The sequence below is a fragment of the Bradyrhizobium sp. Crot121 genome (assembly GCF_059512385.1).
In genome coordinates, this window is record NZ_JCAMOR010000067.1 from 17000 (window position 1) to 43937 (window position 26938).

The 26938-nt window shown below is 61.5% G+C and carries 35 protein-coding genes; 2 read left to right on the top strand and 33 right to left on the bottom strand.

Going from position 1 to position 26938, the window contains the following annotated elements:
- Positions 1-17 precede the first annotated feature (17 nt).
- The 33 genes from AC5ZGW_RS35725 to AC5ZGW_RS35885 form a co-directional block, all read right to left on the bottom strand.
- Positions 18-464: a phage tail sheath C-terminal domain-containing protein gene (locus AC5ZGW_RS35725; RefSeq protein ID WP_130228256.1), complete on the bottom strand. Its 447-nt coding sequence runs from the start codon at positions 462-464 to the stop codon at positions 18-20.
- Positions 465-498: 34 nt separating this feature from the next.
- Entirely contained in the window at positions 499-1776 is a 1278-nt protein-coding gene (locus tag AC5ZGW_RS35730) for a phage tail sheath protein (protein WP_130228257.1), read from the bottom strand.
- A gap of 40 nt (positions 1777-1816) precedes the next feature.
- Positions 1817-2038 (bottom strand): hypothetical protein, encoded by a 222-nt coding sequence (locus tag AC5ZGW_RS35735; RefSeq protein WP_130228258.1) that lies wholly within the window; start codon positions 2036-2038, stop codon positions 1817-1819.
- Between the two features lie 22 nt (positions 2039-2060).
- Positions 2061-2357, bottom strand: a complete 297-nt coding sequence (locus tag AC5ZGW_RS35740; RefSeq protein ID WP_130228259.1) for a hypothetical protein — start codon at positions 2355-2357, stop codon at positions 2061-2063.
- 11 nt (positions 2358-2368) lie between these two features.
- Complete coding sequence (locus AC5ZGW_RS35745; protein WP_496114037.1) at positions 2369-3034, bottom strand: hypothetical protein; 666 nt, start codon at positions 3032-3034, stop codon at positions 2369-2371.
- Positions 3031-4185 carry a hypothetical protein gene (locus AC5ZGW_RS35750; protein ID WP_130228261.1) on the bottom strand — a complete coding sequence of 385 codons (1155 nt, stop codon included), beginning with the start codon at positions 4183-4185 and terminating at the stop codon, positions 3031-3033. The genes AC5ZGW_RS35745 and AC5ZGW_RS35750 overlap by 4 nt, the downstream gene beginning before the upstream one ends.
- Entirely contained in the window at positions 4163-4366 is a 204-nt protein-coding gene (locus AC5ZGW_RS35755; RefSeq protein WP_130228262.1) for a hypothetical protein, read from the bottom strand. Before AC5ZGW_RS35755 ends, AC5ZGW_RS35750 begins: the two co-directional genes overlap by 23 nt.
- Positions 4367-4394: 28 nt before the next feature.
- Positions 4395-6746, bottom strand: coding sequence for a hypothetical protein (locus AC5ZGW_RS35760; protein WP_130228263.1), 2352 nt, complete (start codon positions 6744-6746; stop codon positions 4395-4397).
- A gap of 9 nt (positions 6747-6755) precedes the next feature.
- The gene (locus AC5ZGW_RS35765) at positions 6756-8021 is read right to left on the bottom strand and encodes a phage tail protein I (protein WP_130228264.1); all 1266 of its coding nucleotides are present in this window, start codon (positions 8019-8021) and stop codon (positions 6756-6758) included.
- On the bottom strand, positions 8014-8919 hold the full coding sequence (locus tag AC5ZGW_RS35770; RefSeq protein ID WP_130228265.1) for a baseplate J/gp47 family protein: 906 nt from the start codon (positions 8917-8919) through the stop codon (positions 8014-8016). Before AC5ZGW_RS35770 ends, AC5ZGW_RS35765 begins: the two co-directional genes overlap by 8 nt.
- Positions 8920-9423: a GPW/gp25 family protein gene (locus AC5ZGW_RS35775; RefSeq protein ID WP_245474915.1), complete on the bottom strand. Its 504-nt coding sequence runs from the start codon at positions 9421-9423 to the stop codon at positions 8920-8922.
- Positions 9424-9426: 3 nt separating this feature from the next.
- Positions 9427-9651: a hypothetical protein gene (locus AC5ZGW_RS35780; RefSeq protein WP_130228266.1), complete on the bottom strand. Its 225-nt coding sequence runs from the start codon at positions 9649-9651 to the stop codon at positions 9427-9429.
- Between the two features lie 126 nt (positions 9652-9777).
- Positions 9778-10056, bottom strand: coding sequence for an ABC transporter substrate binding protein (locus tag AC5ZGW_RS35785; RefSeq protein WP_130228267.1), 279 nt, complete (start codon positions 10054-10056; stop codon positions 9778-9780).
- 64 nt (positions 10057-10120) lie between these two features.
- Positions 10121-10744, bottom strand: a complete 624-nt coding sequence (locus AC5ZGW_RS35790; RefSeq protein ID WP_165435406.1) for an ABC transporter substrate binding protein — start codon at positions 10742-10744, stop codon at positions 10121-10123.
- 387 nt (positions 10745-11131) lie between these two features.
- On the bottom strand, positions 11132-11665 hold the full coding sequence (locus AC5ZGW_RS35795) for a c-type cytochrome (RefSeq protein ID WP_130228269.1): 534 nt from the start codon (positions 11663-11665) through the stop codon (positions 11132-11134).
- Positions 11652-12932 (bottom strand): sulfite dehydrogenase, encoded by a 1281-nt coding sequence (gene soxC / locus AC5ZGW_RS35800; protein ID WP_130228270.1) that lies wholly within the window; start codon positions 12930-12932, stop codon positions 11652-11654. The genes AC5ZGW_RS35795 and soxC overlap by 14 nt, the downstream gene beginning before the upstream one ends.
- Before the next feature lie 485 nt (positions 12933-13417).
- Positions 13418-14893: a DUF1254 domain-containing protein gene (locus tag AC5ZGW_RS35805; protein WP_165435407.1), complete on the bottom strand. Its 1476-nt coding sequence runs from the start codon at positions 14891-14893 to the stop codon at positions 13418-13420.
- A gap of 41 nt (positions 14894-14934) precedes the next feature.
- Complete coding sequence (locus AC5ZGW_RS35810) at positions 14935-16425, bottom strand: DUF1254 domain-containing protein (protein ID WP_130228272.1); 1491 nt, start codon at positions 16423-16425, stop codon at positions 14935-14937.
- A 186-nt stretch (positions 16426-16611) separates the two neighbouring features.
- Positions 16612-16776: a hypothetical protein gene (locus AC5ZGW_RS35815; RefSeq protein WP_165435408.1), complete on the bottom strand. Its 165-nt coding sequence runs from the start codon at positions 16774-16776 to the stop codon at positions 16612-16614.
- Positions 16777-16780: 4 nt separating this feature from the next.
- Entirely contained in the window at positions 16781-17674 is an 894-nt protein-coding gene (locus AC5ZGW_RS35820) for a phage baseplate assembly protein V (RefSeq protein WP_130228273.1), read from the bottom strand.
- Position 17675: 1 nt separating this feature from the next.
- Positions 17676-18275: an HK97 gp10 family phage protein gene (locus tag AC5ZGW_RS35825; protein WP_130228274.1), complete on the bottom strand. Its 600-nt coding sequence runs from the start codon at positions 18273-18275 to the stop codon at positions 17676-17678.
- On the bottom strand, positions 18276-19082 hold the full coding sequence (locus AC5ZGW_RS35830) for a hypothetical protein (protein WP_130228275.1): 807 nt from the start codon (positions 19080-19082) through the stop codon (positions 18276-18278).
- Complete coding sequence (locus AC5ZGW_RS35835; protein ID WP_130228276.1) at positions 19079-19456, bottom strand: hypothetical protein; 378 nt, start codon at positions 19454-19456, stop codon at positions 19079-19081. The genes AC5ZGW_RS35830 and AC5ZGW_RS35835 overlap by 4 nt, the downstream gene beginning before the upstream one ends.
- The gene (locus AC5ZGW_RS35840; protein ID WP_130228277.1) at positions 19456-19845 is read right to left on the bottom strand and encodes a DUF4054 domain-containing protein; all 390 of its coding nucleotides are present in this window, start codon (positions 19843-19845) and stop codon (positions 19456-19458) included. Before AC5ZGW_RS35840 ends, AC5ZGW_RS35835 begins: the two co-directional genes overlap by 1 nt.
- A 51-nt stretch (positions 19846-19896) precedes the next feature.
- On the bottom strand, positions 19897-20208 hold the full coding sequence (locus AC5ZGW_RS35845; protein ID WP_130228278.1) for a hypothetical protein: 312 nt from the start codon (positions 20206-20208) through the stop codon (positions 19897-19899).
- Positions 20209-20263: 55 nt separating this feature from the next.
- Positions 20264-21268, bottom strand: a complete 1005-nt coding sequence (locus AC5ZGW_RS35850; protein ID WP_463327531.1) for a hypothetical protein — start codon at positions 21266-21268, stop codon at positions 20264-20266.
- 58 nt (positions 21269-21326) lie between these two features.
- Positions 21327-22175 carry a hypothetical protein gene (locus tag AC5ZGW_RS35855; protein WP_130228280.1) on the bottom strand — a complete coding sequence of 283 codons (849 nt, stop codon included), beginning with the start codon at positions 22173-22175 and terminating at the stop codon, positions 21327-21329.
- A gap of 162 nt (positions 22176-22337) precedes the next feature.
- A complete protein-coding gene (locus AC5ZGW_RS35860) occupies positions 22338-22553 on the bottom strand; it encodes a hypothetical protein (protein ID WP_130228281.1) in 216 nt (71 codons plus the stop codon).
- An 84-nt stretch (positions 22554-22637) separates the two neighbouring features.
- Positions 22638-23903, bottom strand: a complete 1266-nt coding sequence (locus AC5ZGW_RS35865) for an SGNH/GDSL hydrolase family protein (protein ID WP_165435409.1) — start codon at positions 23901-23903, stop codon at positions 22638-22640.
- Positions 23904-23972: 69 nt separating this feature from the next.
- Positions 23973-24146, bottom strand: coding sequence for a hypothetical protein (locus AC5ZGW_RS35870; RefSeq protein ID WP_165435410.1), 174 nt, complete (start codon positions 24144-24146; stop codon positions 23973-23975).
- A gap of 8 nt (positions 24147-24154) precedes the next feature.
- Positions 24155-24571, bottom strand: a complete 417-nt coding sequence (locus tag AC5ZGW_RS35875; protein ID WP_130228283.1) for a hypothetical protein — start codon at positions 24569-24571, stop codon at positions 24155-24157.
- Complete coding sequence (locus AC5ZGW_RS35880) at positions 24568-24915, bottom strand: putative phage head morphogenesis protein (RefSeq protein ID WP_130228284.1); 348 nt, start codon at positions 24913-24915, stop codon at positions 24568-24570. Before AC5ZGW_RS35880 ends, AC5ZGW_RS35875 begins: the two co-directional genes overlap by 4 nt.
- Complete coding sequence (locus tag AC5ZGW_RS35885; protein WP_130228285.1) at positions 24897-25505, bottom strand: hypothetical protein; 609 nt, start codon at positions 25503-25505, stop codon at positions 24897-24899. The genes AC5ZGW_RS35880 and AC5ZGW_RS35885 overlap by 19 nt, the downstream gene beginning before the upstream one ends.
- A gap of 188 nt (positions 25506-25693) precedes the next feature.
- On the opposite strand from AC5ZGW_RS35885, the gene AC5ZGW_RS35890 reads away from it, so the two are divergent.
- Together AC5ZGW_RS35890 and AC5ZGW_RS35895 are read left to right on the top strand one after the other, a co-directional pair.
- Positions 25694-25924 carry a hypothetical protein gene (locus AC5ZGW_RS35890; protein WP_130228286.1) on the top strand — a complete coding sequence of 77 codons (231 nt, stop codon included), beginning with the start codon at positions 25694-25696 and terminating at the stop codon, positions 25922-25924.
- A 637-nt stretch (positions 25925-26561) separates the two neighbouring features.
- A partial coding sequence (locus AC5ZGW_RS35895) for a Crp/Fnr family transcriptional regulator (RefSeq protein ID WP_496114038.1) occupies positions 26562-26938 on the top strand: 377 nt, incomplete at its 3' end.

The following is a 26938-nucleotide window of genomic DNA, read 5'->3' on the forward strand; positions in this document are numbered from 1 at the left end:
GGCGCTACGGCGGCGAATTAGCCCTGCAGCTGCATCTGGGCGGCAAGCTCGGCGATCATCGCGTCCACCGCCTCACGGTAGCGCGCGGACTCGATCGTCAATTTGCGCAAGGGCGCCGCCTCCTCCGCCTTGAAGCCGACGGTGAGATGGCCCATGCGAATCTCGTCGGACGAGTTCTTGGCGGCGGAGAAGTTGACCGTGTAGCCGAGAATGTGGCCATCGGCAGCGAGGTCACGCAGCAGCATCTTCATGCCGTTCATGACCGCCTGCACGGTCTGGATCGTGATGTTGAAGCGGCCGAGGTAGTACCGCATCGAACGCAGCAGCGAGAGGTGGATGTAATCGCGGCCGCGAACCATGTTGTAGAACCGCCACAACTCGTCCTCGCCGGCATTGTCGGTGCCGATGAAGATGAAACCGCCCGAGGCGATCGCAAACTCGTTGCCGAGTTCACCACGCACCATGACGCCGATGTTGTTCTTGAGCAGCTGTTGCGCCTCATTGGCGTCGTCGGTGAGCGCATAGGTAATGTCGCGGGCCGGTCCGACGACGACCCTGGATCGGCTGGTTGGCCCAGGAGTGGAACGGTGCGCCCTTTTCCTGATCGCGCCGCACCCCAACCCCGATGATGCGCGGCGCCAAGGGCCGGTACACCACATCCGAAGTCACAGGATCGAGCACCTTGCAACCGCCCGAGATCGGGATCAGACGCTTTGAAGAGATGGTCTCGCGCCAGTTCTCGTCGTCAACCTGCGAGACGCCCTTGGACTCGACCACCGCGTGCCCAAGCAGCTGATCGAGCACCGAATTGAGCGCCACGCACACCGGATTGGCGCCCTGTGCCACCGTCGCGGTATAGGTCGCAGCCACATAAGCAGTCCAGGTCAGTTCGAACGTCGCTCCATGGCCGGAGCCGGTGCTGGAGACGTCTCTCGCCGGGTTTGCCGGCGCCGCCGCGTCCGCAGCGATCAGGCCGGGGCTCGCGAGGACCGCCGCGGTGATGGCACCGGCATTGTCAATGGTCGTCACCGCCACCGACGCGCCACCCGGCAGCGTGACAATGTCGTTGACCGCATAGCCCGAGCCGCCACCCTCAACCTCTACCGCGGTGACGCGCTTGCCGGCCGAGGGCGCAACCACATCGGGCGGCGTCGAATACCACGCGCCCGGCTGGCTCAGGATCACCTCCCCGAGCGTGCCATCAGCCTGGCCAGTCGCAGTTGCAACCGCCTGCACGGCATTGCCCCCGCCACCCGAGAATGTGAGCGGATAGACCTGGCCCTCAACATAGCCCTCGCCACCGCTCTCGAGTTCGAGCGTATTGACCGAGTTGGCCAACTGGCCGGTGTAGCCCGGCGCGCAAATCAGCCTCGGCGTCACCCCCAGCATGCCGACCGACTTCAGGAAAGCATGAATGCCGGTATTGTCCAGCGAGGAGCCGACGATGTTGTTGATGGTCTTCTGCAGCTTGATGGCCGGATCGACATCGACGCCGTCCGCGGTACGCACCACCACCACGCGGGCGGCAAACTGCATCTCGCCAAGCTGGTCGTTGATGCCGGTGATGCCGTCCGCAAGATAGCCCTTGGTGCCGAGCTTCTTGGTCTTGGTGGTGTCGTTGCTGTAGACCAGCACCGGGGTGTCGAGCGGATACACCGAGGCGTCCGCGTCCGCGGCCGGGCCGATAATGCCGATCGTGGACAGGTCGGCGCCGATGATCGGCCTGCTTTCTTCGTCAACCGGCCGGATGACGACGCCAAAGACTGGATCTCCCATCGTGATGGTCTCCTTGCGTGGAAAGTATGTGGGTGTTGGATCAGAACCCGCTCGCCGGCGCCGTCACTTCCAACGACTGGCGGGTCGTCGAGCGAAGGCGAAGCGTTACCAGCGACGGCGCCTTGCCGGTCGTGGCCGTCCCGAACACGCGGATTTCCCGGACATAGTCCCCGGCGTCAGCGTCCTGCTCGATGGTCGTGATCACGATGTCGCCGACATCAGAGACTTCGAGCGTTTGCGTGAGCGTTGCAATGCTGCCCATGTCAGGCCTCGAAGCCACGCGATCAAGCGGCGGACGGCGCCGTGGACCCCAAAGGGGGATCGTAGATCAGTACGTCCTCGGGCTTTACCCTAATCGCGTTGATGTTCTGCTGGTTGATCTGGATGTTCGCCGTGCCGAGCGGCGCATTGGAGAAGTCGGCACCCACCACCGTGCCGAGCGGGATCGTCTCCCAGTACCAGTACGGCTTGCCGTCGCTCAAGATGTTGCGAATGAGATAGGGAGCAGTGCCCGGCATGGTGGTGATCACCCGCACACGATCCTCGCCAAGCGCATTCAAAAAACACACGAGTCTTCCCATAGTCGGCTCCGTCATTGGTCGATCCTCATGATCTGGACAGACAGGACGGCCGGATCGATCGGGTTGCCTCCCGGCCCGTCTTTGGTTTCGATGGTGAAGTATTCGGGCGCCTGATCGCTCAATCGCGCGGCCGGCGCATCGCCGGTGATGACGGCGTAATAGGCCGCATCGGGCTGCGGCTGGACGAAGAACACCATGTAGCTGCCGACGTCGAGGTAGACGGCGGCGGCGATGTTGAACAGGCCGTCGATCGATGGGATGTCAAAATCCGCGACATGGATGTTGAAAGCCGCCGCCACGATCGTCGGCCTGCGATTGGTGAACGGCGCCGGCTCCTGCGGCGGCGGTGGTGACAACGTGTTGGCCACTGGGTCGTAAATCTGCCCGCCATAGACCGCCAGCACGTCTTCCGTGGCGGTGTCGTCGGTGATCTCGATGACGGTCGCCCCTTGGGGAAACAGCAGCGACACATCGCGGGCCACGGCGACGAGCCTGTTGTCGTAGACCGTCGCCTTGACGGACGTCGGCGCGAAGTTTGTGGCCGGCGGGTGCGTGTAGGCGTACCAGTCCATCCCGTCATCGGCTCTCTTGCAGAACATTGTGCTCGCAGGAGCGCCCGACGGAAACTCGTCAGGGACGTAGCGTTCCCATGAGCCGTGATTGATGATTGTCGTCATGCGTATCCAATCGTCCACCAGCCGCCGGCCAGATTCTGAAGCTGCATGTAACGGAAGCGTGCTTGCGTCGCGACGCCGCTGACCCAACCGAAGCCGGTCATCACCGCGCCGCCGTAAGGCTCGCTCATGCCGTTGGCGTTGACGGAAGTGTCGGCGGCATAGGCCAGGCGTCCATTGATGACGAGGCCGGCATCAGAGCCGGTGCCCAACAACCGCCCGGCGGCCGAGTAGACGTGAGCACCGGGGAGACTGTAGTTGGCGCCGTCAAAATACAGATAGCGCGCGCCGGAGTTGCCCAGATACAAGATGCCGGTGCCCGGTGAGCCGGCACGGCGCGAAGCGAGATCGCCGTTGACCGTGAGGCTGCCGGACATCATGTCGCCGGCCTTGTTCACCGGAGTATAACCGAGCGCTGCCTGATAGTTGCCGGCCACTTGCGCACCAAGATTGGCGCGCGCCGCCGCCTTGTCGACCAGATCGCTCAGGTTGAGCGACTGGCGCATGAAGCCGAGGCCGTTGATGTAGTTGTTGATCGCGTCCTGCGCGCCGGCCACGGCATTGGCAACCACGGCATCGGTCTCGGTGGTGGTGTAGGCCCCCACCTGTTCGGCCGTGGTATGGTGCGGGTTGTCGGTGCGGCCGGCGTGCGCAAGGTCGGGCGCTGCCGAGATGTTGACCTTCCATCCGGTGTAGGAGGCGCCAGCGTTTTCCGGGATTTGCACAACATCGACCGACAACTCGCCGGAGTCGCGCTGGTAATCTGTGACATGAGCCAGCATGCTGATCGCGTCGTTCTCGATCGCGCGCAAGGCCACATAGTCGGAATAGATGAAGCCGACCCGACGATCTTCATCGATCACGAGCGTCTTGACGCCCAGCGACACGTCGAGAGTGGACTGCGAAGTCGCCCCAAAGGCGGCCCCGAACTGCTCCAGCCGCTGCTGCGCCTCGACGATCAGTGGCGTGAAGGTCTCGTTCAGCCGCTGCAATGCCAGGCTGACAACGCCGTCAAGCGTGGCATTGACCTTCTCTTCCATCTGCGCGAGCGCCGCGAACCTCGCGTCGATCGCCGCCACCAACTTGGTCAAGTTCCCGATGATCGGGGTGTCCCGACCAAAGGCAAATTGCTCACTGAGCGGCTTCTGCGCCATAGTCCTTGACCTCGGTGGTCGCGCCGAAGGCACCTTCGTTCTTCGGGTCCTGCATCAACAGATTGATGACGCCACCCCGCATCACGGTGCCCGACATCTCGGGACGGAAGATGGTCCCGCCGAAGTCGACCGCTCGCAAAAGCTCGACCCTGTAGTATTTGTCGTCGACAAAATCTGCCATTGCTGTGCTCCTGATGAGCGATTGCTGGTTATGAACCGGAATAAACGAACGCCACGTCGAGCCGCTCGGCGACGTGATAGGTCGTCAGGACGTTGTCGGTGGTGCCCTCCATCCGGAAGCGGTAGGACGTGAGGTTTCCCATCCCGTAGTAAGTCAGATGGAAGATCACCGCGTTGGGATCGTCCGGCGCCACCTCCGCGGTGGCCACGTCTGCCGGCCGCATGGTCGCGTAGTTGTTGCCATGCAGCAGGAAGCACCGGAAGTGATGGTGGTTGTTGCTGGAGAAGTTCGAGGCGGCGACATAGTCGGCTGCATCGCGCCAGGACTCCAGCCGCACGTCGAGCGTGATCTTGTTGATCGTGGACATCGGACCACGCACCGCCGAGATGTGACGGAAGTCCGAGCGCGGGCGCCAGGTGGTGACGCGCGAGTTAGAGGAGACGCCGAGTGCGGGCTGGGTCGAGTCCGAACCCTGGAAGCAGGCCCTGAACGGCAACAGCGGCGGCAAGCCAGCAAACAGCGAGGCAGCCTGCCCCTCGCCGGTGAGCGCGGCCCACACTCCGTCCTTTTGCACCTCATACCAGAGGCTGGTGCCGTCTGGCACGATGGTGTCGGCATTGATGTCGATCGCCGCGATACCGTTCTGCAGCTGTACCGGGTTGAGCTGCACCTTGGTGAGGTTGGAGCGGAACTTGCAGAAGTAGGCCTCGAAAGCGAGGTCTTCGGTCAGGTCGCCCTGAAACCAGTGGCCGTCGGTCGAATAGAAGAACGTGCCGGCGATGTAGTTGGTGTTCTTGAGCCGCCACACATAATGGTTGCCGGCGGTCATGACGATGATGCCGTAGCGGCCCTTGCCGAGGAAGGTCGGCTGGAACCGGAACGTGGTCCCGGTCGGATTGGCGGCGGTGGCCGTCTTCAAGCTGCCGGCCGGCAAGGTCGAGCGCGCAATGATCTTGCTCGGGTCCGGGCTCTCGTTGGTCAACTGGCAGATCAGCACCGTCACGTCGCCGGTGGCCGCCACGCGCGAGAAGAACAGGTTGATATGGCACAGCCAGCCATCCTGCGAATTGGGGAAGGTCTCGGCGATCACCGCGCCGTTGACGGAATAGTTGGTGACCACGCGGTCCCAATACGGCTCCATCACCGTGTCCTGCCAGACCTGCTGCAGGCGAACGACGTTATGGGCAAAGCCGCCCCACGCGGTCCCGATGACGTCCAGCGTCACCGCGCCCTCGACCTGGAACACCTCGCCGCCGCGGTTGAAAGTCCAGTTGGCGTAGTCGAAGGTGCCGGTCTGCCAGAACTGGCTGTTGGAGCAGACCGTGAACGGGGTGCCGTAGCGCGTCACCTGCCGCGCCATCATCTTCTGCACCATGTCGACGGTCTGGTAGTTGTATTGCGCGATCGCGCATTCGTCGTCGAAGCCGACATTGGAAATGCGGATCGCCGGGTCCCAGGCCGGCAGGATCACGTTGTTGGTGTTGGTCACCAACGAATCGAGCGGATTGAGCAGGCCAAGCTGCGCGTCGAAGCCAGCCGCCGCCGGGAAGCGCACGCCTTCCTCGATCGAAGCCAGCCAGTCCGGATGCGCCGTGTCGGAATAGTCCGTGGTCAGGAAATGGTCGGCCGCCCATGCGGTATAGGTCGACGGCAGCCTGATCTTGTCCTTGATGCGGGCAACGTCGGCGGTCACCGCGCGAACGAATTCCCAGGGCGCCAGCCCGAACAGCTTGGCAGCCAGTGCCAACAGGTCAGAACGCAGCGTGTCGACCAGCGTGCCGATGACCTTACGCCAGATGTCATACTCGTTGAGCCGGTTGTCGGCCTCGCGCAAGGTCGGCGTCAGGTTCTCATCGGCCCGAATGATGGACTCGATGCCGGTGGTCGACAGCGTCACATAGGCCACCGTCACCACGTCAGCCGAGACCGCCGGCGGCTGTGGGTCCGGCCCTTCGACGCCGCTCACTGGCCCGATGTTGGCCCAGCGCCAGTGCTCGGTTGCGGTCGCGCGCGCGACCGTGGCGCGGGTCTCGGCATCGGTCAGGAAGGTGCGCGGCTCCAGTTTGGAGTTAATCTCCTGGCCCCACACTGTAATGGCGACGATGCGGCGGGTGACCGCAGGCAGGCGCGACAAGAGGTCGATCGTGGTCCCGCCTTCGGTGTCATTGAAGTACACCGCGCCATTGTTGAACAGATGGCCAGAGCCGACCGTAACCTCGGCCGGACCGGACTGGACGACGTTGAAGCCTTCGAAGGCGCGATCGGGGATCAGGAGCTTGCCGACGATCGTGTCGAAGCTGTCACGCGGAAAGGTGCCGAACTTCAGAAAGTCATCGCGGACGACCTTCTGCCACGTGTCGATAAGGACTCGTTTCTCCACAGCGTTCTCCTACAGTATATCCGCAACCCAATCGGTGGCCGCGGTCGTGTCGGCGAGGTAGTCGCCCATGGCGACCGGTCGTTTGACGGCAAACGTCACCAGCGCGGTGTCGCGCAAGGCCTTGCCGGCGTTGATGGCGCGCAGCGCTCGATCGATATGCGTGGGGTCCTCGTCGATGGCGAAGCCCTCACCAACCTCGGTCTCCTCGATGAACTGCACCGGCAACGGTTCGCTGGTGAAGAGATCAACCATCAATTCGGCGGTATAGGACGGCATCCCGACGCGGGTGGCGTCGGAGAAGCTGATGCCCATGGTCATCGGCTCCGCAACAGCAGGATCGAGCAGATAGATGCGCTGCGCGAGCAACTTGTCGCCGCCATCCGGCTGGTCGGCATAGCGATCGTCGGAATAATCCTCGGTGAACACCATCCCGTTGCCATTGCCGACATCCGAGTTGATCTCGTAGCTCGGCGTGATCGGCTCCTGGCTCGGCGTCACGATGGTCAGCGTCACCTCTGAAGCATCGACGCTGTAGCTGCGATCGAGGCGCAGCGTGTACAGATCTGGCGTGACCTCTTCGAAACAGACGTAACGATCATCGTCGGAATAATCCTCCTCGACGATCAGGCCGAGCGAGGATTTCCCTGCGGTCGACAGCCGCTCGTAATCGACCGCCTCTGCATCCTTGAAGCCGGGCCGGTAATCGACGAACGCGAGCGGGGTATCTGCTCCCAGATGCCGCAGCACCGCGTAGCGGCCACCGAGCGCAAAGCCATCGTCGATCGAACAGGCGTCCTGGTCAGCAAATCCCCAATCGAGGAAGAATTCGTCCAGCCCCCGCGTGCCTTGGCGCTGCGCGTAAGTCAGCCGCAGCTCCGGCATCTGCTTGATCCAGGCGTTCCACTGCGCCGGCGTCAGGTCCGGCGAGGCATAGAAGCCCTGCGGCGGCGTCACGTGCTGGTCGAGCACATAGTTCGAGGCATCGAGCGCCATGCGGATGCCGCTGACGGTGCCGCGCAGGCTCTTGAACAGCCACTGGTTGGCGACCCATTCCCGCTTCTGCCCCTCGCTCCAATAGTCATCTTCCCACAGCGTCACGCCCATGGCGTAAGCGAGAAAAGGCAGGTTCTTGGTCTGAACGAGGTACGGGTCCCAGTTCTCGATAGTCAGTTCAGCGTTGATGCCAAGCAACCGCTCAGCATCGGCATCCGCCATGGCGCGCTCAAAGCCGGTGGCCGCCCGATAGAGCAGCTGCGCCCCAAAGCCGTCACTCACGCCGGCCCCGATATTCGACGTCGACTGAGGTCACCCGCACCAGTCCGGTCGGATCGACCCGGACGTCCTCGGTTGGAGACTCGATCACCGCGCTATGCACGCCGGTGAGCGCAATCGCCTTGTTGATCTGCATCAAGGTGTGGTCCTCGCCGAGCCAGCGCAGGTTTTCAACCAGCGCGTTCAGGCTGTCCTTGACCGCAGCAACGATGGTCGGCGCATCCGGCCCCGGATACAGATACAGCCCAATGCGATAGGCGATGTCGCGCATGATCGGCGCGCGGATCGAGATCACGTCGGTGGTCCCTGCCCGTTTCTCGTCGATGATGTAGCTGCGGATTTGCAGCAGCTGCGCTGTGGAGGGCACCGGATTGTCGCCCTCCAGCATGCAGGTGACGACGACGACCGGATCTTCGGCGAGCGATGGCCTGATCTTGACCACCGTCGCATCGCGCAAGGCGCCGCCAAGCGCGCTCAAGGCCCAGAACTCGTAGCTCTCCGCAACGCCGTGGGGCGAGAGTGGATTCGGGGACGCCCAGATGCGATGCCGGTAGCGGTCGTCGTCCTCGCCTGTGAGCCGCGGCACCCCATCGGGGTAGCGCGAGGCGATGGCATCGAGATCGGTCCCGGTCGCAAACGCCAGCGTGGTGGCGCGCGCCGCCTGATTGACCCGGTCGCGCAGCATCAACTCGAAATAGGTCGAGTTTTCCTGATTGATCTTGATCGGATCGAATTCGAGGTCGCCGACATCGTACTGCGCGGCTGCCGGCGGATCGTTCTCGGCCCACACCTGCTTGAAGCGGGTCATGCGCGAGGCGATGATGGCCTCGGTATCGATGGTCTCGAGCACGGACATCGTGCCGAGCTGCGACAGGTCAATGACCGAATAGCGCGCCGTCATTTAGGCTTGCTCCCAGCCGCCGCTCGCCGAGCCGACCAGCCCGAAAGGCTGACGGGTCTCCGGGGTCGGATCGCCGAGGTGACCGCGCGGCTTGTAGATGCCTTCGTTCCGGGTCTGGAGTTGGCCGGTCCGAAGCTCGTCGGACGAGGTCAATTCGGAGCCGTCGGCGCGCTTGGAGACCCTGATGCGGGTGATCGAATAGTTCGGCTCCCACAAGTCGATCGAGGCGGCGATCGCCCAATAGAAACGGGTGATGGTCCGCTCCACCGCGTTCTCGCCGAGCAGATGCGGCACGAAAGAGCCGACCCAGCGCCGCAGCACCCGCTCGTGAAAGCGCGTCATGAAGATCATCGCCATGCTCTGGCGGACGTGCTTCCAGCCGACGATCATCTTGCCGGTCGAACGATCAATCCCGACGCGCACCGGCGCCAGGATGCGCGTCTCCTGCCGCAGTTCCGGCCACGCATCATAGCGCGGATCGTACAGTTCGCTGACCTTGGCCAAGGCTTAAGCCTTCGCGCCGTGGAACTGCTTGATCAGGCTACTTGCGGCGGCCGACAGTTGCGCCTTCGGCGTCACGCCGATGGTGCCCTGGTCGGTCAGGTAAGCAGCCTGCCCGGCGGACAGGCGCACCACGCGCGCCCCATCCCGCTCGATGATGTCGACGCCCGCGATCCGCCTCAAGCTGTCATCGTAGACGTGATACTCGTTGACCGGTTTCCTTTGCACCATGGTCGTGCTCCTCACTAGTCTAGGGCGTGTACTCATAAATCTAGAGCGGGGTTGATGTCCGCTTAGACATCCGGGACTGCCGCTTTGGGCCACTTCCGGACTCATGCGTTGCAGCACACAGCAGCTTCATTCAATCACCTCGTCGGCGCGACCGAGTAATGAAGGCGGTACCTTGAGCCCCAGGGCCTTGGCGGTTTTGAGATTGATAACAAGTTCGAATTTAACGGGTTGCTCGATAGGCAAATCTGCGGGCTTTTCGCCGTTTAAAACCTTTTGCACATAGCCGGCCAAGCGTTTGGCCTCGAAAATCCGACTCGGTCCGTAGGACAACAAAGCGCCGCTGGCTACGAATTCGCGCCACGAAGCAATCACGGGGAGCCGATGCTCCTGGCCGTATTGGGCAATATTGGCTGCACAATGCCGGTCAGCCGTGACGAGATAACGAGGAGGCTATCCGCCCCGCTCGCACTTACCGCGAGGCTGCATCGAGATCGGTGACGTCATTTATCGGGTGGGTGGTTAGCTCGATGCCGAGCGATTCCGCACCGCGGCGAGCAAACGTCACCTCGTCGTCGAAATGCTGGGGGTTAAATATCACCGCAACCCGTTTTGCGTTGAGAGCCACTTCCTTCAGAAGTTCTATCCGCTTGGCTGCCATTTCATCCGTGAGAAACGTAACCCCGGTGAAATTCTTACCTGGCCGAGCAAGAGACACCGCGATTCCCGCCCGCATAGGACTTTCGCTAATGCCACCAACGATGGGTACGCCGCCTTTACTTGCCTCGAACAGCGGCATGACAACAGGACTGCCAACGCCGAGCAGCAGGTTAGGCTTTTGTGCGATAAGTTCGGCCGACAATTCCCCTAGTCGATCCGATCTGCCGTTGGCATAGCGGAAGGCGATTTCGATATTGCGGCCATCAAAGAGTCCCGCTTGTGCGAGTGCGTCCTTCAACGACCGATCGATCGGACCCAATTTGGCGTCGCCAAATACTAGCCACCCAATCCGGGGCAGCGATTTCTGCGCACGCACGGCAAACGGCCACGTTGCCGCCGCGCCACCAAAAAGCGTGATGAACTCGCGCCATCGCATCGAGCCCCCCAGAGGAAGCCTCATCGATGTCTAAAGCCTAGCACTTTGCGAGGGCGCCGCGTGAGAAAGGGCGAACAATTGGCTTCCGACGCTGCGACCGAATGTCCGAAGTGGGTCCAAACCCGAAACCCCGACCCCACCATACTCTCGTCAGTTCAACACAGGAAAGCTGACTCTCGGCTCGCAGCGTCAGACCACTGCAGAGCACAGGCGGACATTGCTATTCGATCACTTCGTCAGCTTGAGCAAAGAGGGCCGGAGGAACGACTACGGGCCACAAGCTACCGCGAGCAAGTGCTAGGCGTGCCGCCGATGAATCGAAAGGATAGGCTCGAACGTCCGGCGTTAATTGCTTGAGGGGTTAAACTCCGCTCGGATTTCTTGTGTTCATTTCCCGCGCGAAAACGGTACAAATCCATCGCGGTTCGGCATTTTGACTTTTGGCAGGGTGCGGGCATCCATGATCTCATTTTCAGCGACGATGCCGTTCAGGTTCAGGATATAGGCAACGACCGCATATACCTCGTCGTTAGTAAGTGACTTCGATTCATTATGTGGCATTGCTCGCCGCACATAGTCGAAGATAGTCGTGGCGTAGGGCCAGAAGCTCCCCACCGTTTTGACTGCAGGCTTATCGCCAGGAAGCGTTCCTTGACCGCCCACAAGCTGATCGTTGGGCTTGCCGGCGCCTTTATCGCCGTGGCAGGCGACACATTTGGTCGCGTATACAGTCTCTCCCTGCTTGGGTGTTCCGCTGCCAAGCGGCAAGCCGACCCCATCCGGCGCAATGCTGATGTCCCAGGACGCAATTTCGTCCGGTGATGCCACACGACCGAGGTTTGGGCTATCAGCCGCGAAGACGAGACCCGATGCTAAAGCGAGGCCGAAAGCCGCGAAAGCTGGAATGTTACGCATAAACATGCTTGACCTCGCCCTTCTCAGAGACGGCCCAGGTCGTAATGGCGTTGCAGTGATAAATCGCTCGACTGCCGCGCATGGCAATTAGTTTGTCTCGGGTCGGCTGCACATAACCGGTCTCATCGGTCGCCCTGCTTTTTAAAACAGCCGGTCCGCCATTCCACCGCCATGGAATTCGGAATCGCGTCAGCGCCTTTGACAACACCGGTGACTGAAGCGCGGCCTTTGCCCAGCTCTTGCCACCATCAGCAGAGACCTCGACTTGAGTGATCTTCCCATATCCCGACCATGCAAGACCCGAGATTTCGTAAAGGCCGGACTGTTTCAAAGTCAGCCCCGGCGATGGTCGAGTAATCACTGACTTCCCTTCCTGAGGAAGAACAAACTGCAGTGATTTGCCGTCAGGCAATGTGACGGTGTATTTCGACGTTTCGTCTTTGGTCATGGTCGGCCCTTCGGTCAGCTTGATCCGCCGGAGCCATTTCACGTTCATATTGCCTTCATACCCCGGCAGCAGAAGCCGCATTGGATAACCGTTAGATGGCCGCACTCGCTCGCCGTTTTGGTAGAGCGCGATCAATGCGTCATCCATTGCTTTTGCTAACGGAATACTTCGGCTCATACCGGCGGCATCTGCGCCTTCAGCCAATATCCATTTTGCCTTAGGATCAACGCCGGCTTCCTGAAGCACGACAGAGAGTTTCACGCCGGTCCACTCAGCGCACGACGCAAGACCATGAATTGCCTGAACGCCCGCTGCGACGGGCTCCTTCTGGTATAGCAACTGGCCGTTGCCTCCACACTCAAGAAACGCAATTCGCGATTCGCGCGGATACCGCTCGAGGTCTTCTAACGTGAATATCAGCGAACGCTTTACGAGGCCGTGGATCAGGAGCCGGTGGGTATCTGGGTTGATGTCAGGAATTCCGCTGTGAGAGCGCTCAAAATGTATGCCGTTCGGCGTGATCATTCCATCGAGCAAATGCAGCGGCGTTCGGGCCGCGCCGGTGCCGGTTGTGCCAGGTGCAGTATTCCAAGTCCTGGCCAACTTCTCTTCGTATTTTGATGGCTTCCCATAGCCGTCGAATCCTGCCCCTGGCACCTTCATCCAGGACTCAATGGGCAATGGTTCTGCGGAAGCTGGTTCTGTCAGCGCTATTGCAGCAAGACCAATGCCCCCAGTCAAAAAAACGCGCCGATGGAGGAGCCCGTTTCCTGCCACTGGCTCTAGATCATCCGAAGAGTGGACGCTTTTCTGATCAGAGATCATGATGCTCCTCCTCAATTCTATTCTGTGATCAATATTCCCAAGCACTGTCCGAGTGAGTGGACACAGATCTTTGCCGCTCGCGGCGAATGTAAGGTCGGCCATGTTCCTCGATCCAACTCATGTCCATTCTTGAACGTACATGAGCAAGCGGATGCGCCACCTCCGGCTCGACGCGAGAGCGCATTGGGGCGGGCGAACCACCGCAATGCACACTAGTATCGAATTGGGCCGCTTTATCGTCGCCCCTAAGCTCAGGAGACGGCACCGCAACATCGTAACAGCTCGAACCAGCGTTTTGCCAGGGGCTGAAAGCGCCTTCGCGGGTGCAATATGAGATGCTGGTCGATGTCACAAATGGGGAAAGCGCCGATTGGAAGGTCGACCAGTCACTTCCGATCTACCCCGATAAGCAGACGATTTCCGATCCCGCGCGGACTTCGCATTCGGGCCAAGAGGCGACAAAAATGCCGCTCATGGCGTTCGCCTCATTGCTGGCGGCCGACACCACCAGCGTCCACCTTCTGCACCGCCGGCGGCGTCCATGTGCCGTCGATGATGGCTTGGTCGGGCCAGTACGCGCGGAGATATAGCGAGAACTTCCTGTCCGGCGCAGGCAGCCAATTGCTTTCCTTGTCGGCACCTGGCGATTTGACGCCAGCATAGAGCGTCAGCGAACCGTCGCCGTTGTATTTGAGAGCCTTGTTCTTGGTGCCCAGCGAATAGCGGTTGAGCAGGTTCGGATGGAAGAAGTGCTGCTCATCGTATAACGTGAGCGACCAGAAACCCTTGACCGGCGGCACCTGGCCCTTGGCAAAGGTGATCATGTAGGTGTTCTGGCCGTTGAGTTGTTGGCCCTGGCTGTCGTCGTCGGTGTAGATGTATTTGGTTTCCTCGGGCCTGTTGTCATACATGTTCGTCTTGGCGGTGCCGGTGCGATTGAGGTAGTCCGTGCCCCATTCGCCATTGTTCACTGGCGAGTTCCAGCCGTTGCCAGCGCTTCGCCCGTTGTAGCGCCACTGAAACAGCGGCGTGATCATTTCGCTCTCGGCCGCGACTGCGGTTTCCTTCAGCGTCTGTTTGATTTCCGGGTCCTTTGCGGCGGCGTCCAGCACGCTACCTATCCAGTTATAAAGGGATTCCTCGCCCGGCAGCGGCGGCACCTGCTTCATTACGGCCGGCAACTCGTCGAAGAATGTGTCCGGGTTCACCCACGCGGTCTCGCCCTTGCCACTGGAGGGCGGAGCCGGGATGTGCGGCAGCTTGCTCCAATCGGTCGTCTTCGTTTTCCCATCGAACTGAGACAGCGGGTAGAAGCTGATCTGGCGGAGTAGCGGCTGGACGGCCTGGTGATCCTCCGGCGTGTCGTCCATGAAGATGCGCGGGACGGCAAACACCGCGTTCGTGGACGAGCGCACGACCGCATTGATGCCGGTCGGCGGACTGCCGGTCCAATTCGGACCGACCAACAGATAGAAGCCGGGCTTGGTGCCATATGGCTTCCCGATCTTCGAGACCTCGTCGGTGCGCGCGTCCCAGAGCGCATAAATCCAGAAGCGTTCGCCGAAGTCCGGGACCTGAATGACGATAGGCTCCTTGTCCAGCCCGAAAAATCCGGCGCCGTACACCACATCCTGGTTCGGGCAAGCGATGAAGCTCTGGTCCGGTGCGATGTAGCCGGTCAGCATCGCTATTCGGTTGTAGGCGACCGGCAGCACGCCGCCCAGCAGGGCCGGTTCGGACGCTTTGGCGAAGGCTGCGGCGCGATTGGTCGTGTTGACCAGCGTCCACCCCCACAGGTAAGCCATGCGGCCCACCGTCTGCACGTAGGCTTTGGTCATCGCTGTGCCTGGCGCCGGGCCCGGCACTTCGGCGGAGGATTTTGGAAGCGGGACCTGCTGCGCCTGGGCCTCTCCGAGCAGCATGGCAAGTGCCACTACTACGAACGAGACCAAAGAGCGCATGCTTCTATCGCAGCTGCATGGCATAGCGTCGCCTCCTTAATTCAGTTGATCTTCTCGACGTCCCCCGGTTTCCATGTCTGGTCGAAGAATGCCTGCGTCGGACCGTAGATGCGCAAGACCACGAAGAAGCCCTTTTCCGGCAGCGTTCTCAGCCAGTTCTTGCCGTCACCTGGTGTGGTCGGACCGAAATAGATGTCGGTCGAACCGTCGGCATTCGTGGCGGGCTTGTCCATCGCGTTGATCGACGGGAACGGTTGTCCGTTGTCGAGGCCGGAAGCTGTGACCGAATCATACACAGTTGCTGACCAGAACAGCGCGGCCGGAATGTCTTTCGGGAGATGGAGCCTGTAGCTGGCTGCGCCACGCAGGAAATCGCCGTTCGCATCAACGAAAGTCGTCGGATATTTTGCGCCGACGTTGACCATGTTGACCGCCATGCCCGGGCTCGTTGAATAAGCGACTGTGAAAAAGGCCTCGCGAAAGTCGCTATAATTGAATGTGGCAGCGGTGAATGTTGCGTTTTCTGGAAAGACGTTGCGCCACCGGCGGTCCTTGTAATAGAGCCCGAAACGTTCATAGGCATCCACATGGCCGATGCGAAACGCGGTTTTCGCGCCCAGGTCGAGCAATTCGCGCAGGTGCTGGTCGGGATTGAAGGGCTTTCCTTTTTCGATACCGAGCGTCGCCAGCATGCCGCGCATTTCCATGTCGGAGGGATCGACATATTCGTGCTCGATGAAACGCGCGATCACATCGAAGGCGCTGCCGTCGGTCGCATACAGCATGTTGGCGGGAACGGCCGAGGCATTCGGAAACTGCATCGGCTTCGCGCTGTCCTCCTTGCCGAGCGGATAGATGCGCGTCTGCTCCATGACGCGGACGGGTTCTTCGAGGTGCTTCGGGTCCTTGAAGAAGCCACGCCAAAAGACAAACACTCCGTAGGTGCGCGACCGCAGGGTGAAGTATCCGGCCGGCGGCGTGCCCTTGTAGTCGGGCGGCAAGAGCAGGTACTTGCCGCCCTTGCCCCGGTCGGGTCCTGGAAGTCCCACGTCGCCGCACCAGACGCGGCCATCGATTTCGCCTTCTGAACAAATTGGCCGCTGGAAGAAGTCGTCGAGAATACCTTGGAGGCCCGGCGGCGCTTCGATGACGATCGGCCCATCGTCCTTGAGGTCGAGATATCCCATCGCGTAGATCACGTCGGAATTTGGCGTGGTGACCAGCGTCCTGGCGTTGAGCCTGTCCTTCCAGATCGGCAGCACGTTGTAGCCCTTGCCGAACACTTTTTCCGAGCCGTCCTTCATGCCGTACATGTTGAGCGCCGGGAGCGCCCACAAGTATGACTGCACAGCGCGCTGAAAGACCAACTCGTCGTTCAACGATGCGATGGCTTCCTTGGAGAGATAACCGTTGGTAAACGGCGCGTTGGCCAGTTCGTTGTAGCGCGATGATTGCGCCTGGGCGGAGACGACGAAGGCAATCGATACGAGCAGGATTGCCGCACCAAACGATTTAGGGTGAGTGGCCCTCATCATGTCCTCCGTTGGGCGCGTGAAACCCCGGATGAACATATTGGGGTGCTCTCAGTACGGCTATGCAACTTCGGCAGGCATCCCGAATTAGGACCGCTTCGGGTCAAAAGCGGTAAGGTTCAGACCGAGCAAATGTGTTCCGGTTTGCGCCTCAAAGCAGACGCAAGGCGTTTATGAGTACACGCCCTAGTAACGATACAAGCGCCCGCTACGGCGCAGATGCAGCCTGACGACTTCGACCGGCTCCGGCGGATCACCCTCGAAGGTCGCCATGAGCAACAGCCCGAGCGGCCTCAAGACCATGTTGATGCGGGCTGCGAACCGTAAGTAGAGCCGGGTTTTCATGCTCATCAAGCTATTCCCCGAATTTGATGTAGACGTTCTTCGACACAGGACCCTGATCCTCGTAGCCGCCGGTATCCTTGGTGCCCTTGCCCGAGATCAGCTTGTCGGCTTCCGGGTCGCCGAGCAGGGTCTTGCCGTCGGTGACGATCTCGTCCGACGTCAGGGTGATCTTGTTGCCGAGCATGGTGATGGTCGAATTGCCGACCTTGAAGGTGATCTGGTCGGAGGCCTCGAACAGGATGTGGCCTTCCTGCGGCTTGTCCTCGGAGAGCTGGCCGCCTTTCTTCTTGACCCGGACGTGGTACATGCCCTTCGGCTTGGACTGATACTTCTGCTGCCCAGCCTGGGAGCCCTGCTCCTCGGAATCATCGTCCTTCTGGATTTCGCCGGCGCGCACCAGCACCAAGGCATCCTTGTCCGGGTCGAACTGCTTTTTCTGCTTCTGCTGCGAAGTCGAGGCCGATCCGCTTTGCTGCTCATCGTCGTCGGTCGATTCCGGCGCGATCCAGAACTCCTGCGCATCCGGCTTGGTCTTGGAGCGGATGGTGTCCTGCTGATAGGTCTCCTCGTTCTGCCCCGACTTGTTGGCGTGGTCCGGATGCTCGAAATTCTTGTTCGGGGCAAACGGCGCGACGATCGCCTGGCTCATGTCGCCGTTGGGGCAGAACAGCGTCAGGTTCTGCCCCTTCTTGTAGAAGCGCCGTTCACGCGCGCCGCCGCGGTGATTGATGGTGTCCAGCCACGGCCCGAACACATCCTGCCCGTTCTTGTCCTGGCCCAGCACCATGCGCATCTTGTCGCCCTTGACCTCATGCACGGTGGCCGGGCGGATCATGTTGCCGACGATGCGACGCAGCGAGGCAATTTCGGCCATCATCTTGTCGATGGCATCATTGGCGGCCATGTCACAACACCCGCAAGCTGAACTTGATCTCGTTTCGGAGCCGTTCCCTCAGCCGCTCCAAGGTCGCGCTGGCGAGCTCGACGCTCTGGCCCTTCCGAAATGCCACCGGCAATTCCCGCCGTGAGCGATAGGGCTGCACCACGCAGCGGCAGTGCGGATGGGCAGGAAGCAAGGTCCGTGCTTCCTCGATCGTGTAGGGACCGCCCTCCTCCAAGGCCTCGCAGATCTTGCAGACCTCCTCGTCGCCCATCGTGACGATGTTGACCAATTCCTCGGCGTGAAAGTAATCGTCGGGACGGCGGTTGAACCGTCTGGCGCCCGGCATCGGTCGCGTGGCCGGCGCCTCGATCAGCGCGGCCGATGCGTCGATTGAGTAATACAGGTTGCCGGGAGAGGCTCTGGTGACCACGATGTCCCGGCGCAGCACCCGATCGTCCATGCCGGTCTGTGCCGCGACCACCTCGACCACGTCATCCAGAAGCTGATCGCCGAGCTTGTTCAAGGCCCTGGCAGCGATGCCCTTGATGTTTTGCGGCGCCTTCTCGGTGTTCTGCATGAACTTGACGAGGTCGGCGCTGTCGATCCTGACGTTGATGGCCATTTAACCATCGTCCGGCTCAAGCGGCGGAAAGAAGGTCAGGTCGGCATCGAACGCCGGCTCTGCCAAAGTCAGGGGATGCCCCGCCTCGTCGCCATCCGGCATCGGCGCAACACCGGTGCCGCGAATGCCGGCCTCGGTGAGGCCCAGCCAAGCCTGCTGCTGCCGCCAGTCGGGCGAAGCGGTCTCGTTCAGGACCCGCTCGACCAGATCGGCCGCCTCCTTCATGCCGAGCGCGGCAAACTCGTCGCGGCGTGCGAAGGCGATGAACTGGCGGATCGGATGATCGTCGTCCAGCACCACGCCCGGCGCGGGAGCAGCAATGGTGTCACAGATCAACGTCAACTGCCGCGCCGCCCAGCGGGTGCCGCGGTCATGCGAGCCGCCGCGCACCGAGGGAGTGCGAATGATCTTGTTGACCAGCTGCCGGAACACCTCGCCGAACGGCGAAGTGGGATCGGAGACGACCGCAGCGACAATCTGGCTTTCCAGAATGTCGACCAAGGCCTCCATCGCCTGATCAGTCTGCGGAATGTTGAGGACGGTACCCTTGTTCTTGACCGTTGCGGCGCTAGCGATGCCGAACTCGAACACCACCGACATACGGTGATCGCCGCAATAGATGTCGCGGCCGAAGATGCCTTCCGTGGTGTCGTTGTCGGTGAAGACCGTGATGTACGGCTTGCGCTCGTTCTGAATCGCATCGAGCAGCGGGGTGTTGTCGGAATCGTACACCCGTTTTTCGGCGAAGGTGCGGTCCATCAAGGCGGCAACCGCACACATCCGCGACACCATGCGGATCAGGCTCACGGGTTGTCTTTCACCGTGAGCAGGTGCAGCACCGGGCGGCCATAATGCGCAGGCTCGATGAAGGAGATCTCGAACAGGCCACCGGTCTTCTTGAGCAGCACCCGATCGCCCTCCCGAATGCCCGCCATATAGCTCGGTTGCACCTCCAAGAGCAGATCGGATTCAAGGCGCTTGGCGATGAAGCCGGAGTCCGACCGCAGCATTGCGCCCTTGGAGACCACAACGCCCCTGGCCGGCACGATCGCGCGTGAAGAGTCGACGATCGGCTGCGACAGATAGCTGCCGGTGATCATGGGCCGAAGCTCGATGTCCTCGCCGTAGAAGCCGTCGATCGCGTTCTCCAGCACCAGCGCATAATCATCGAAGCCCGGCATCACGCCCTCATGATGAAGACCGGATTGCGCCGCAGCATCATCAGGTACTGCTGACCGTAGATGGTCTGCGAAAGACCGCTGCCGCTGGTCGTCTCTTGGGAAGAAGTGTCGAACTGCACCGTGCGATCGGCCACCGTGATGGACGTCACCGCGCCGGTCTGGACGCCGCCCTGCTTGGCTTGGGTGTCGGCAGCACGCGCCATCATCACCAGATGGGCTGCCATATACAGCACGCCGATCGGACGATCGGCCTCGCGCCAAGCGCTGTCGTCATCGACCACGCGATGGGCATCGTCGATGTACATCCTGACCTCGTCGTCATCGGCCATGTCGGCGGTGATTGCCTTGAAGCGCAGGCGGAATTGCGCCAGTTCCTCGTCGGTCGCCATGCTCGGCCCTCTCAAAAGAAACCTGCCCAGTTCAAGACCGGGCAGCTTTCGTCACTTGCGGGCCTTTTCGGCCGCCTTTTCCTTGACCGGCTCTTCCTTGGTCGGCTCTTCCTCGTCGCTCTCGTCGCTGTCGATCTCGCCGGCGAGCGGCGGCGGCGTGCCGGCGCGGTCGACCACCGCCGACAACTCCATCAGCTTCTTCAATTGATCGCCCTTCTCCTTGGAGCGCTCGACTGCACCGTCCGGGATCTGGCGATCGCCCAGCGCGTTGGCGAGGGATTCGGCGGCACGCGAGGCCTGCTCGGCATCACGGATACGCTCATGCAGAGCCTGCGGATCGAGGGGCTTGGCTTTCCTAGCCATCAGACTTCTCCTGTTTGTTGAACCCGAAAGGGCGCTCGGCTTAGCCGGGCAGCCCTCAGCCGTTGGTGATCACCGCGACGACGCGCACCAGTTTGGGGTCGTAGACCCGCGACCAGTTGGCGCCATTGGCCAGTTCATCGTTGGTGGCGCTTTCGCCGGCGATGCTGGCCGAGGTGAACTTGACCCCGCGGGGGTGCATCACCCAGTGCCTGCGATACCAGACGGTCTGCACGCCTTCGCCGTTGCCGGCGGCGGGTGCCGAGTCGAACTCGATCGGAATGGCCGGACCACCGCCACCGGTCGCCTCCGCATAGGCCAGCGCACCGAGCGCAAACAAATACGTGGAGTACTTGTAGCCGTTGGTGGTGCCGGGAACGCGCGGGCAGGCGTCGTTGACGATGATGCGCTTGTCGTCCCAGAACTCGAAGTCGAGCCCGGTGACCGGGTCCTTCTTGAAGTAGATCGCCCGCTGCGCACGCAGATTCCAATAGACGCGGGAGTGCATCATCGCCGCGACCAGGCTTTGGCCCTGATCCCCCAGCAGTGCGTGGGCGTTCGAGGAGACGTCGGCATCGAGCAGCACGCCGCTTCCTGCAGCATCTTCCGAGGCGACTGGGAGGACGTGATCGGCCATCGAGGGCGATGCGAACACGCCGTTCAGCTGGTAGCCGAGGATGATCTGCTCCTCACGTACCCAGTATTCCGCGATCAGCTGCGCCACCACGTCGAGCGGATCTTCCGCCAGAAGTGCGGACACCAGATTGGCCGCCGAGACACCGTAGTTGCGGCGGATCTTGCGGGCGATGTCCTGGCCCTGGTTCAGCTTGTTCGGGGTCGCGTTCTGCGCCGGATCGTCACTGGAGACGTTGGACGGTCCGGTGAGGTCGTTCCAGAACGGCAGCTGCACGATGTCGCCGGGACCATTGGCAAAGGTCTGAATTTGCGGGTCGGACGACGCAATGCCCGAGGTGCGGATCGTGGTCAGGGTCTGGATGCGCTGGATCACGGTGGGCAGAAATAACGGCCCATAGATGACATCGGTAAGGCGAGTAACCGCCATCGGATTGTCCTTTCATTCTTGAGGGAAAAATCGGCTCGCCTTGCCGTTGGCTTGGGGCTTACCAGGCCGGGGTCACGCCAGCGGCTTGTGCCAGCTGCCTTGCCTTTTCCGGGTTGGTTCGGATCAGCTCTTGCTGTTTGGTGAGGTTCGGCTTCACCTTGCCGCCCTTGGTGTCCCAAGGGTTGTCGCCGAGAGTGCGTGAATCGTTGCCATTGGCACCGCCGCCCGAGGGCTTGGTCACGAAGGCCTTGCCCTCATCGGACTGCACCCACTTCATGACGAACTTCGGAATGTCCTGCTCGCCGAGATCGGTTTCGACCACGGCCTCATACTTGTCGCCCTCGTTCTTGACCTTGACGTTGTCGCGCAGCATCGCCTTGGCCGCCTTGAGGTAGGCCTTGTCGACACCGGCAGCCACCAGCGCCTGGGTCAGGCCGTCATCGACCAGGAGGGCGTTGATGAACTTGTCCTTCTTGGCGAGGATTTCGTCCTTCGACTTGAGATCGTTCGCGGCCTTGGTCTCCAGCGTCTTGATGCGCTGTTCGTACATATTGCGGGCTGCTTGCAGCTTCTCGTCGTCGGTCTTCTTGTAGTTGGGGTCCTTCTGGCGCTCGACCTCTTCATCGAGCAGTCGCTGATATTCATCCGGATCGAAGTCTTCGGGAATTTTCTCGAGCCGCCTGCGCGCCTCGGTCAATTCGGTGTTGAGACGCTGCTTGTCGTTCTTGACCCGATCGAACGCGGTCTTGAGGGCGAGGACATCGGGATGGGCCTGTGGCTCGACGATGTCGAGCGCGAACATCTCCTTTTCCTGACCGTCCGGTCCCTTGACCTTGACCTGCTTGTATTCCGAGTGGAACACCTCTGCGACATCATCGAGGGTTTCCAGAAGTGCCTTAAGTGCCATGGTGGTCTCCGTTGTCCGGCATTGCCGGTGCCGTCATTGACGGCCTTTGCTTTTTGCGGACATGCCGCTTCGTTCGCCCGGCCCCGATTGAGCCGGACGCAATTCAAAGAAAAAGCCGCCCGAAGGCGGCTTGATTTGTTGGGCTTAAGGTGGCGGGGGGCTTCAGTGTACCTGCCAGGCCGGCTCCTCGCGGCTGGCAATATACAGCCCATGGATGCTGGTGATGCTCTCATCCTCCAACAGCCTGACCAAGGCCCGCATCACCTTGATCTCATGCAGGCGGGTCATCAGCACGATGCTGTTCACCGTAAGTGGCCGCAATCGCAGCGCGCGATACACCTGCGCCGTTTCTTGTCTCAAGATCGCCGGATGGGTCATGTGGTCCTCGAAGAAAACAACGAGGATCGATTCTATCCGGCCAACACCTGCATGGAAGAAGGAGATTTCCCTCCCCCTTTCCTCCTATCTCACTGAACCGGCCGGCACCTTGCGGAAGTACGGGCGAGACCAGGTGACATCGGCAGCCACCGTGCCGGCAGCGAATGTGAGGGTTGCCTGCACGGTCACCGAGGTCACCGCGGCCGCCAAGGTGGCGATCACAGGGGTACGAAGGGTGCCGTTCAGAGCGGGCGCACCATCGTACAGCGGAGGCGAACTGGGAAGCGGCGTCAGGCCTGTGGAGCCGCAACCGAGCGTGAGGCCACGCAGATTCTTCGAGCCGGCAGCCAGGATGAAGTCGATGCACGCCTCAAAGCTGTCACCGATCGCGCCGGCGATCTGGCACGGATTGGAGAAGTTGACCACGCGGCCTGCGGTGGCATTGGTGCCCGAAACCTGGATGCGCTGCGCAGCTGCAGCGCCCATGGTGGTCTTGGAGGCGGCCACCGTCATGGTGTCGTTCTGCGACACGGTCCATCCGGTGGCGACCTCTCCAGTCGCGCCGGTCAAGACGCCTGTGGTGCCAGCGAGTTGCGGGTTGTCGGCCGCAAGCAGCGCGTTGCTGGGGTCCAGATACAGATCCGAGAACAGCGAGGTGTCGCTGATGCTGTTGAGCGCGGTCGCGAACGAGTTGCCGAGCTTGATCGCACCGAGATAGTTCGGATGCAGGCCTTCGATAGTATCGGTCGCCGGATTCCATGTGGCCTCAAGGCTCGGCGTGACGATCACCCGGCGACTGTAAGCCGACAGCGCGGGATCACCGGGCAGGCCTTCGATCAGCGTGTTGAGCGCCTTCCGATCGGCCTCGCGCTGCGGCTGCGTGCCGAGGTTTGTCCACGTGGTGTCACTGCGCGGTAGCACGCGCGACACGACGACGTACTGAGCGCCACCGTCGAGGTAGCCTTTCACGCAACTGCGGATGTTGCCGTAGATGGCCGCAGGCGTGTCCGAGGTGCTGCCAAGGTCGTTGGTGCCAGCCAGGAACGTGACGACCTTCGGGTTCAGCGCGGTGACCTGAGCAATCTGCGTCGCCATCTGCGCCGCGGTCTGGCCGCCGGTCGCCTGATTCCAATTGAGCGGGCGGAAGAAGCGGCCGCGCGAGCCGATGTCGGCATAGGTGGCCCACTGCGGACCGTTGGAGCCAGCGGTGATGCTGTCGCCCTCGGCCACCCAACGGGAATTGAGGGTCAGCAAGGGACGCGGAGGCGCAGATGGAGGCGGCGCGCCATGGTCCTGTTCGTCCTCGCCATAGAGCAGTTCGAACCGAGCTGCAGGCCAGACGCCGCTCACCTGCCCATCCTGTCGCCGCCTGCGCCTCTCGCGCGGCTTTCCTAGCAATGCCATCGTATGGGCCTCCCTTCAGCGGTACAGATACCGGGCGCGGTAGCGGCGTGACAGGCTGTCGGCGTGCTTCTCGAGGAAGCGGGCCTGCCGACGCAGCCACAGCGCCACCTCTCTGCGGCCACGCTCAGTCATGTCCGAGGCGTCGCGGATCACGACGGTGGCCGCCGACTTCGGTTGCTTCTTGGCCATGACCTCTCCTACTTCGACAGGTTCTCGTCGTTGCGGATCGCAAGCTCCGTGGCCGCCGCATACAGCCGTCGCGACAATGCCATCGCGGCGGCCTCGTCCAGCCTGAGCGGCCCCGGCGCGAGCAGTTCGATGTGGTCTTTCTCGACCTTGACCGCGCTGACATCACGCGGATCGAAGGTGGAGATCAAAGACAGGCCGTCCTCAAAGGCGATCGAGACGATCTTGCGGCCATCGGCGGCGACGTACTTGACCTGACTGGCGCCCAGGCTTGCGGCATCGAGAATGCCGAGGCGCACGGTGGCTACCGGGCCGTCGCCGCCGCCGTGCGACCACGTGATCGAGGTGACGATCGGCGAGATGTCGGCATCACCCACGTTGATCCGGGTGCCATGCTGGGTGCCGTCGGATTCGATCTGGATCGTCATTTAGGTTTGCGTCGCTCCCTGCGTTTCAGCTGGTCCAGGGTGAGTTCGTTGCCGCGGACATCGACAAAGCCGGACACGCTGACCTTGCCGGCGCGATAGAGCTTGCCCTTGGCCTTCCCGAGCAGCTTGTCCTGGGTCGCAGCATCCTGGGCCTTGAGCCACTGCCGGAAGGTCTGCCGATATGGCTTTTCGCCCGGCAGCAGAAACAGAAGAGCGCAGCGGCAGCCGTTGTGGAACGGCGGCCCATCATCCTCGGTCTCGACGAAGATGCCGTCCTTTGCACCGCATTCGACGCAGGTGTCGGAATCCAGCGTCGCCGTCACCATCAACCGAGTTCTCGCCACAGCATCATCCTTGACGCATTGGCGGTGTGGTTGACCGCCGAGCGCACCAGATGGGCAGTCGCATGACGCGCCATCGCCAGCGCGCCGTCCTTGAAGCACCGCGCCTCGGTGCCGCGCACTTTCCGGATCAAGACCATCGGTTCGACTTCTGCGACGATCACCTTGCGCAAGAAACGGAACTTGTTGTCGCGCTGGCTCTCGAACGCTTGATGCACAGTCTGACCACGAATGAAGCGCCGGCCTTTCAAGGCATCCGGATCGAACCCCGCCTTAGCCTCGATGCCGCTCTCACCCAGAATCCGTGTACAGAACTCGACCTCGTATTCCGCCACCGCCAACAGCTCCCGCCACAGGCTTTCCATCAGCTCGGCATAGGCCTCGGCGTTGATCTGGCCGATGGTCTTGATCGCCGCGTCGCGGTGCTGGACCGGAATTCGCTCCATCGCGGATGCCGCGAACTTGCCAAGCTCCATCACGATGCGGTGGTCGTGCGCATCGATCCTGGCCAGCGCCTGCCTGGCGAGGCTCGCTGCGACGTGCTGGAGCCCGATGTGGTGGTTGATCTGGCCGTCGTGCAGCTTATTCATCATCGATAGCGCGCTGTCATGGCCTTGTACCCATAAAACCGGCCGCGTGATGCACGAAGACTACGTCAGCTTTGCCTCTATGACGACCAAGTTCGTGCGGCATCGCAATGTGTCGCGATGGGCCAATAAGCGACACATCAAATTTCAATGGTATAGTCGGATCGCCAAGCGGGAGTTGATGAGGCTGGTCGATGATGAAGCGATGGTCGAGAACGATTAGGATTTTTGGTGTCCTGATTATTGCGAGCGGCATCGTATGCTTCATCGTCCAAATGGATGTCGGGCTGAAGTATACAAACCTCGGCAGTTCTCCCCACTGGGTGCCGCCTCAACGCACGGCCATTGATGCGCTCATATTGGGAATACCGGCGCGTTCGCTCGTACTTGCAGGCATCGTTGTTCTCATTGCTGGATTTGCTTGAGGCGGCGAGCCTCCCTATAAGTCCGCTCCGGGTCCAGATTCGGAATTGGCGGGCCAGCGCATTTTGGACCGCTTTCCACCCGGTAGCTGACCTACTCTTCGGCGGTCGTGATGGCAGCCAAGGGCCCATAACCGGAAGCCGCTAAATCTGTTACCTCTTGGCGATCAGAACGCCATCGTGCCAATGCGGGGAGCGGGCTAGTCCACCACCCGTCAGCACTATTCGCCCGTCCCTATCGATCGACGCACCGGTCCAATTATAACAATTGTATGACACGCGGAATGCGCCGAAGGCCAGCTCACCTTCATATTCGACATGGGTGGAACCGAAGATCGGTGCTACGCAGCGCGGGTGGAGAAGAGCACCTTTTGCAGCTTGCGTACTTTCGCGCTGCAACTGCATCGAGACTGCCGTTTGCACTGACTCTCTTCCCTTACTCGCCGTGCTCATGTCGCGGCGCAAGCCCCTAAAATTGATCCGTTCGTGTCGATGAGGACTCACGCTTGAGCCGACATCCAGTTGGAATATTCGAATTTGCAAGTGAGTTGGATCTCAGCGCGAGTAGCGACAGCAGATTCGCACCGCCCGGAATGAAGTGCCTCACCGCGGGTCATCTGCAGTGACGCGTCCAGGCGGAATGCCTAACCGTCTCCTGGCAACACTTCCGGGATCGGATCTCGATCTGTTGCGGCCCGCGCTGGAGACGGTCGCGCTCGATCAGGACGCGATCCTTGCGCGAGCGGGGGACGAGATCGACTATGTCTTCTTCCCTCGCAGCGGCGCCATCTCGCTGATGATCGACATGGCGGACGGGCGGACGGTCGACACCGCCGTAGTCGGGCGCGAGGGGGCACTTGGCCTTCTTTCGGTGCTCGGGTCGTCACCTTCGGCCACTACCGCGGTCGTTCGTGCAGCGGGCACCGCCTCGCGAATCCCGGCGTCGCGATTTCGCGCCGCTTTCAACCGGAGCCCTACGATCCGGCACGCGGTCCAGATGCACGGCAGGGCGATGCT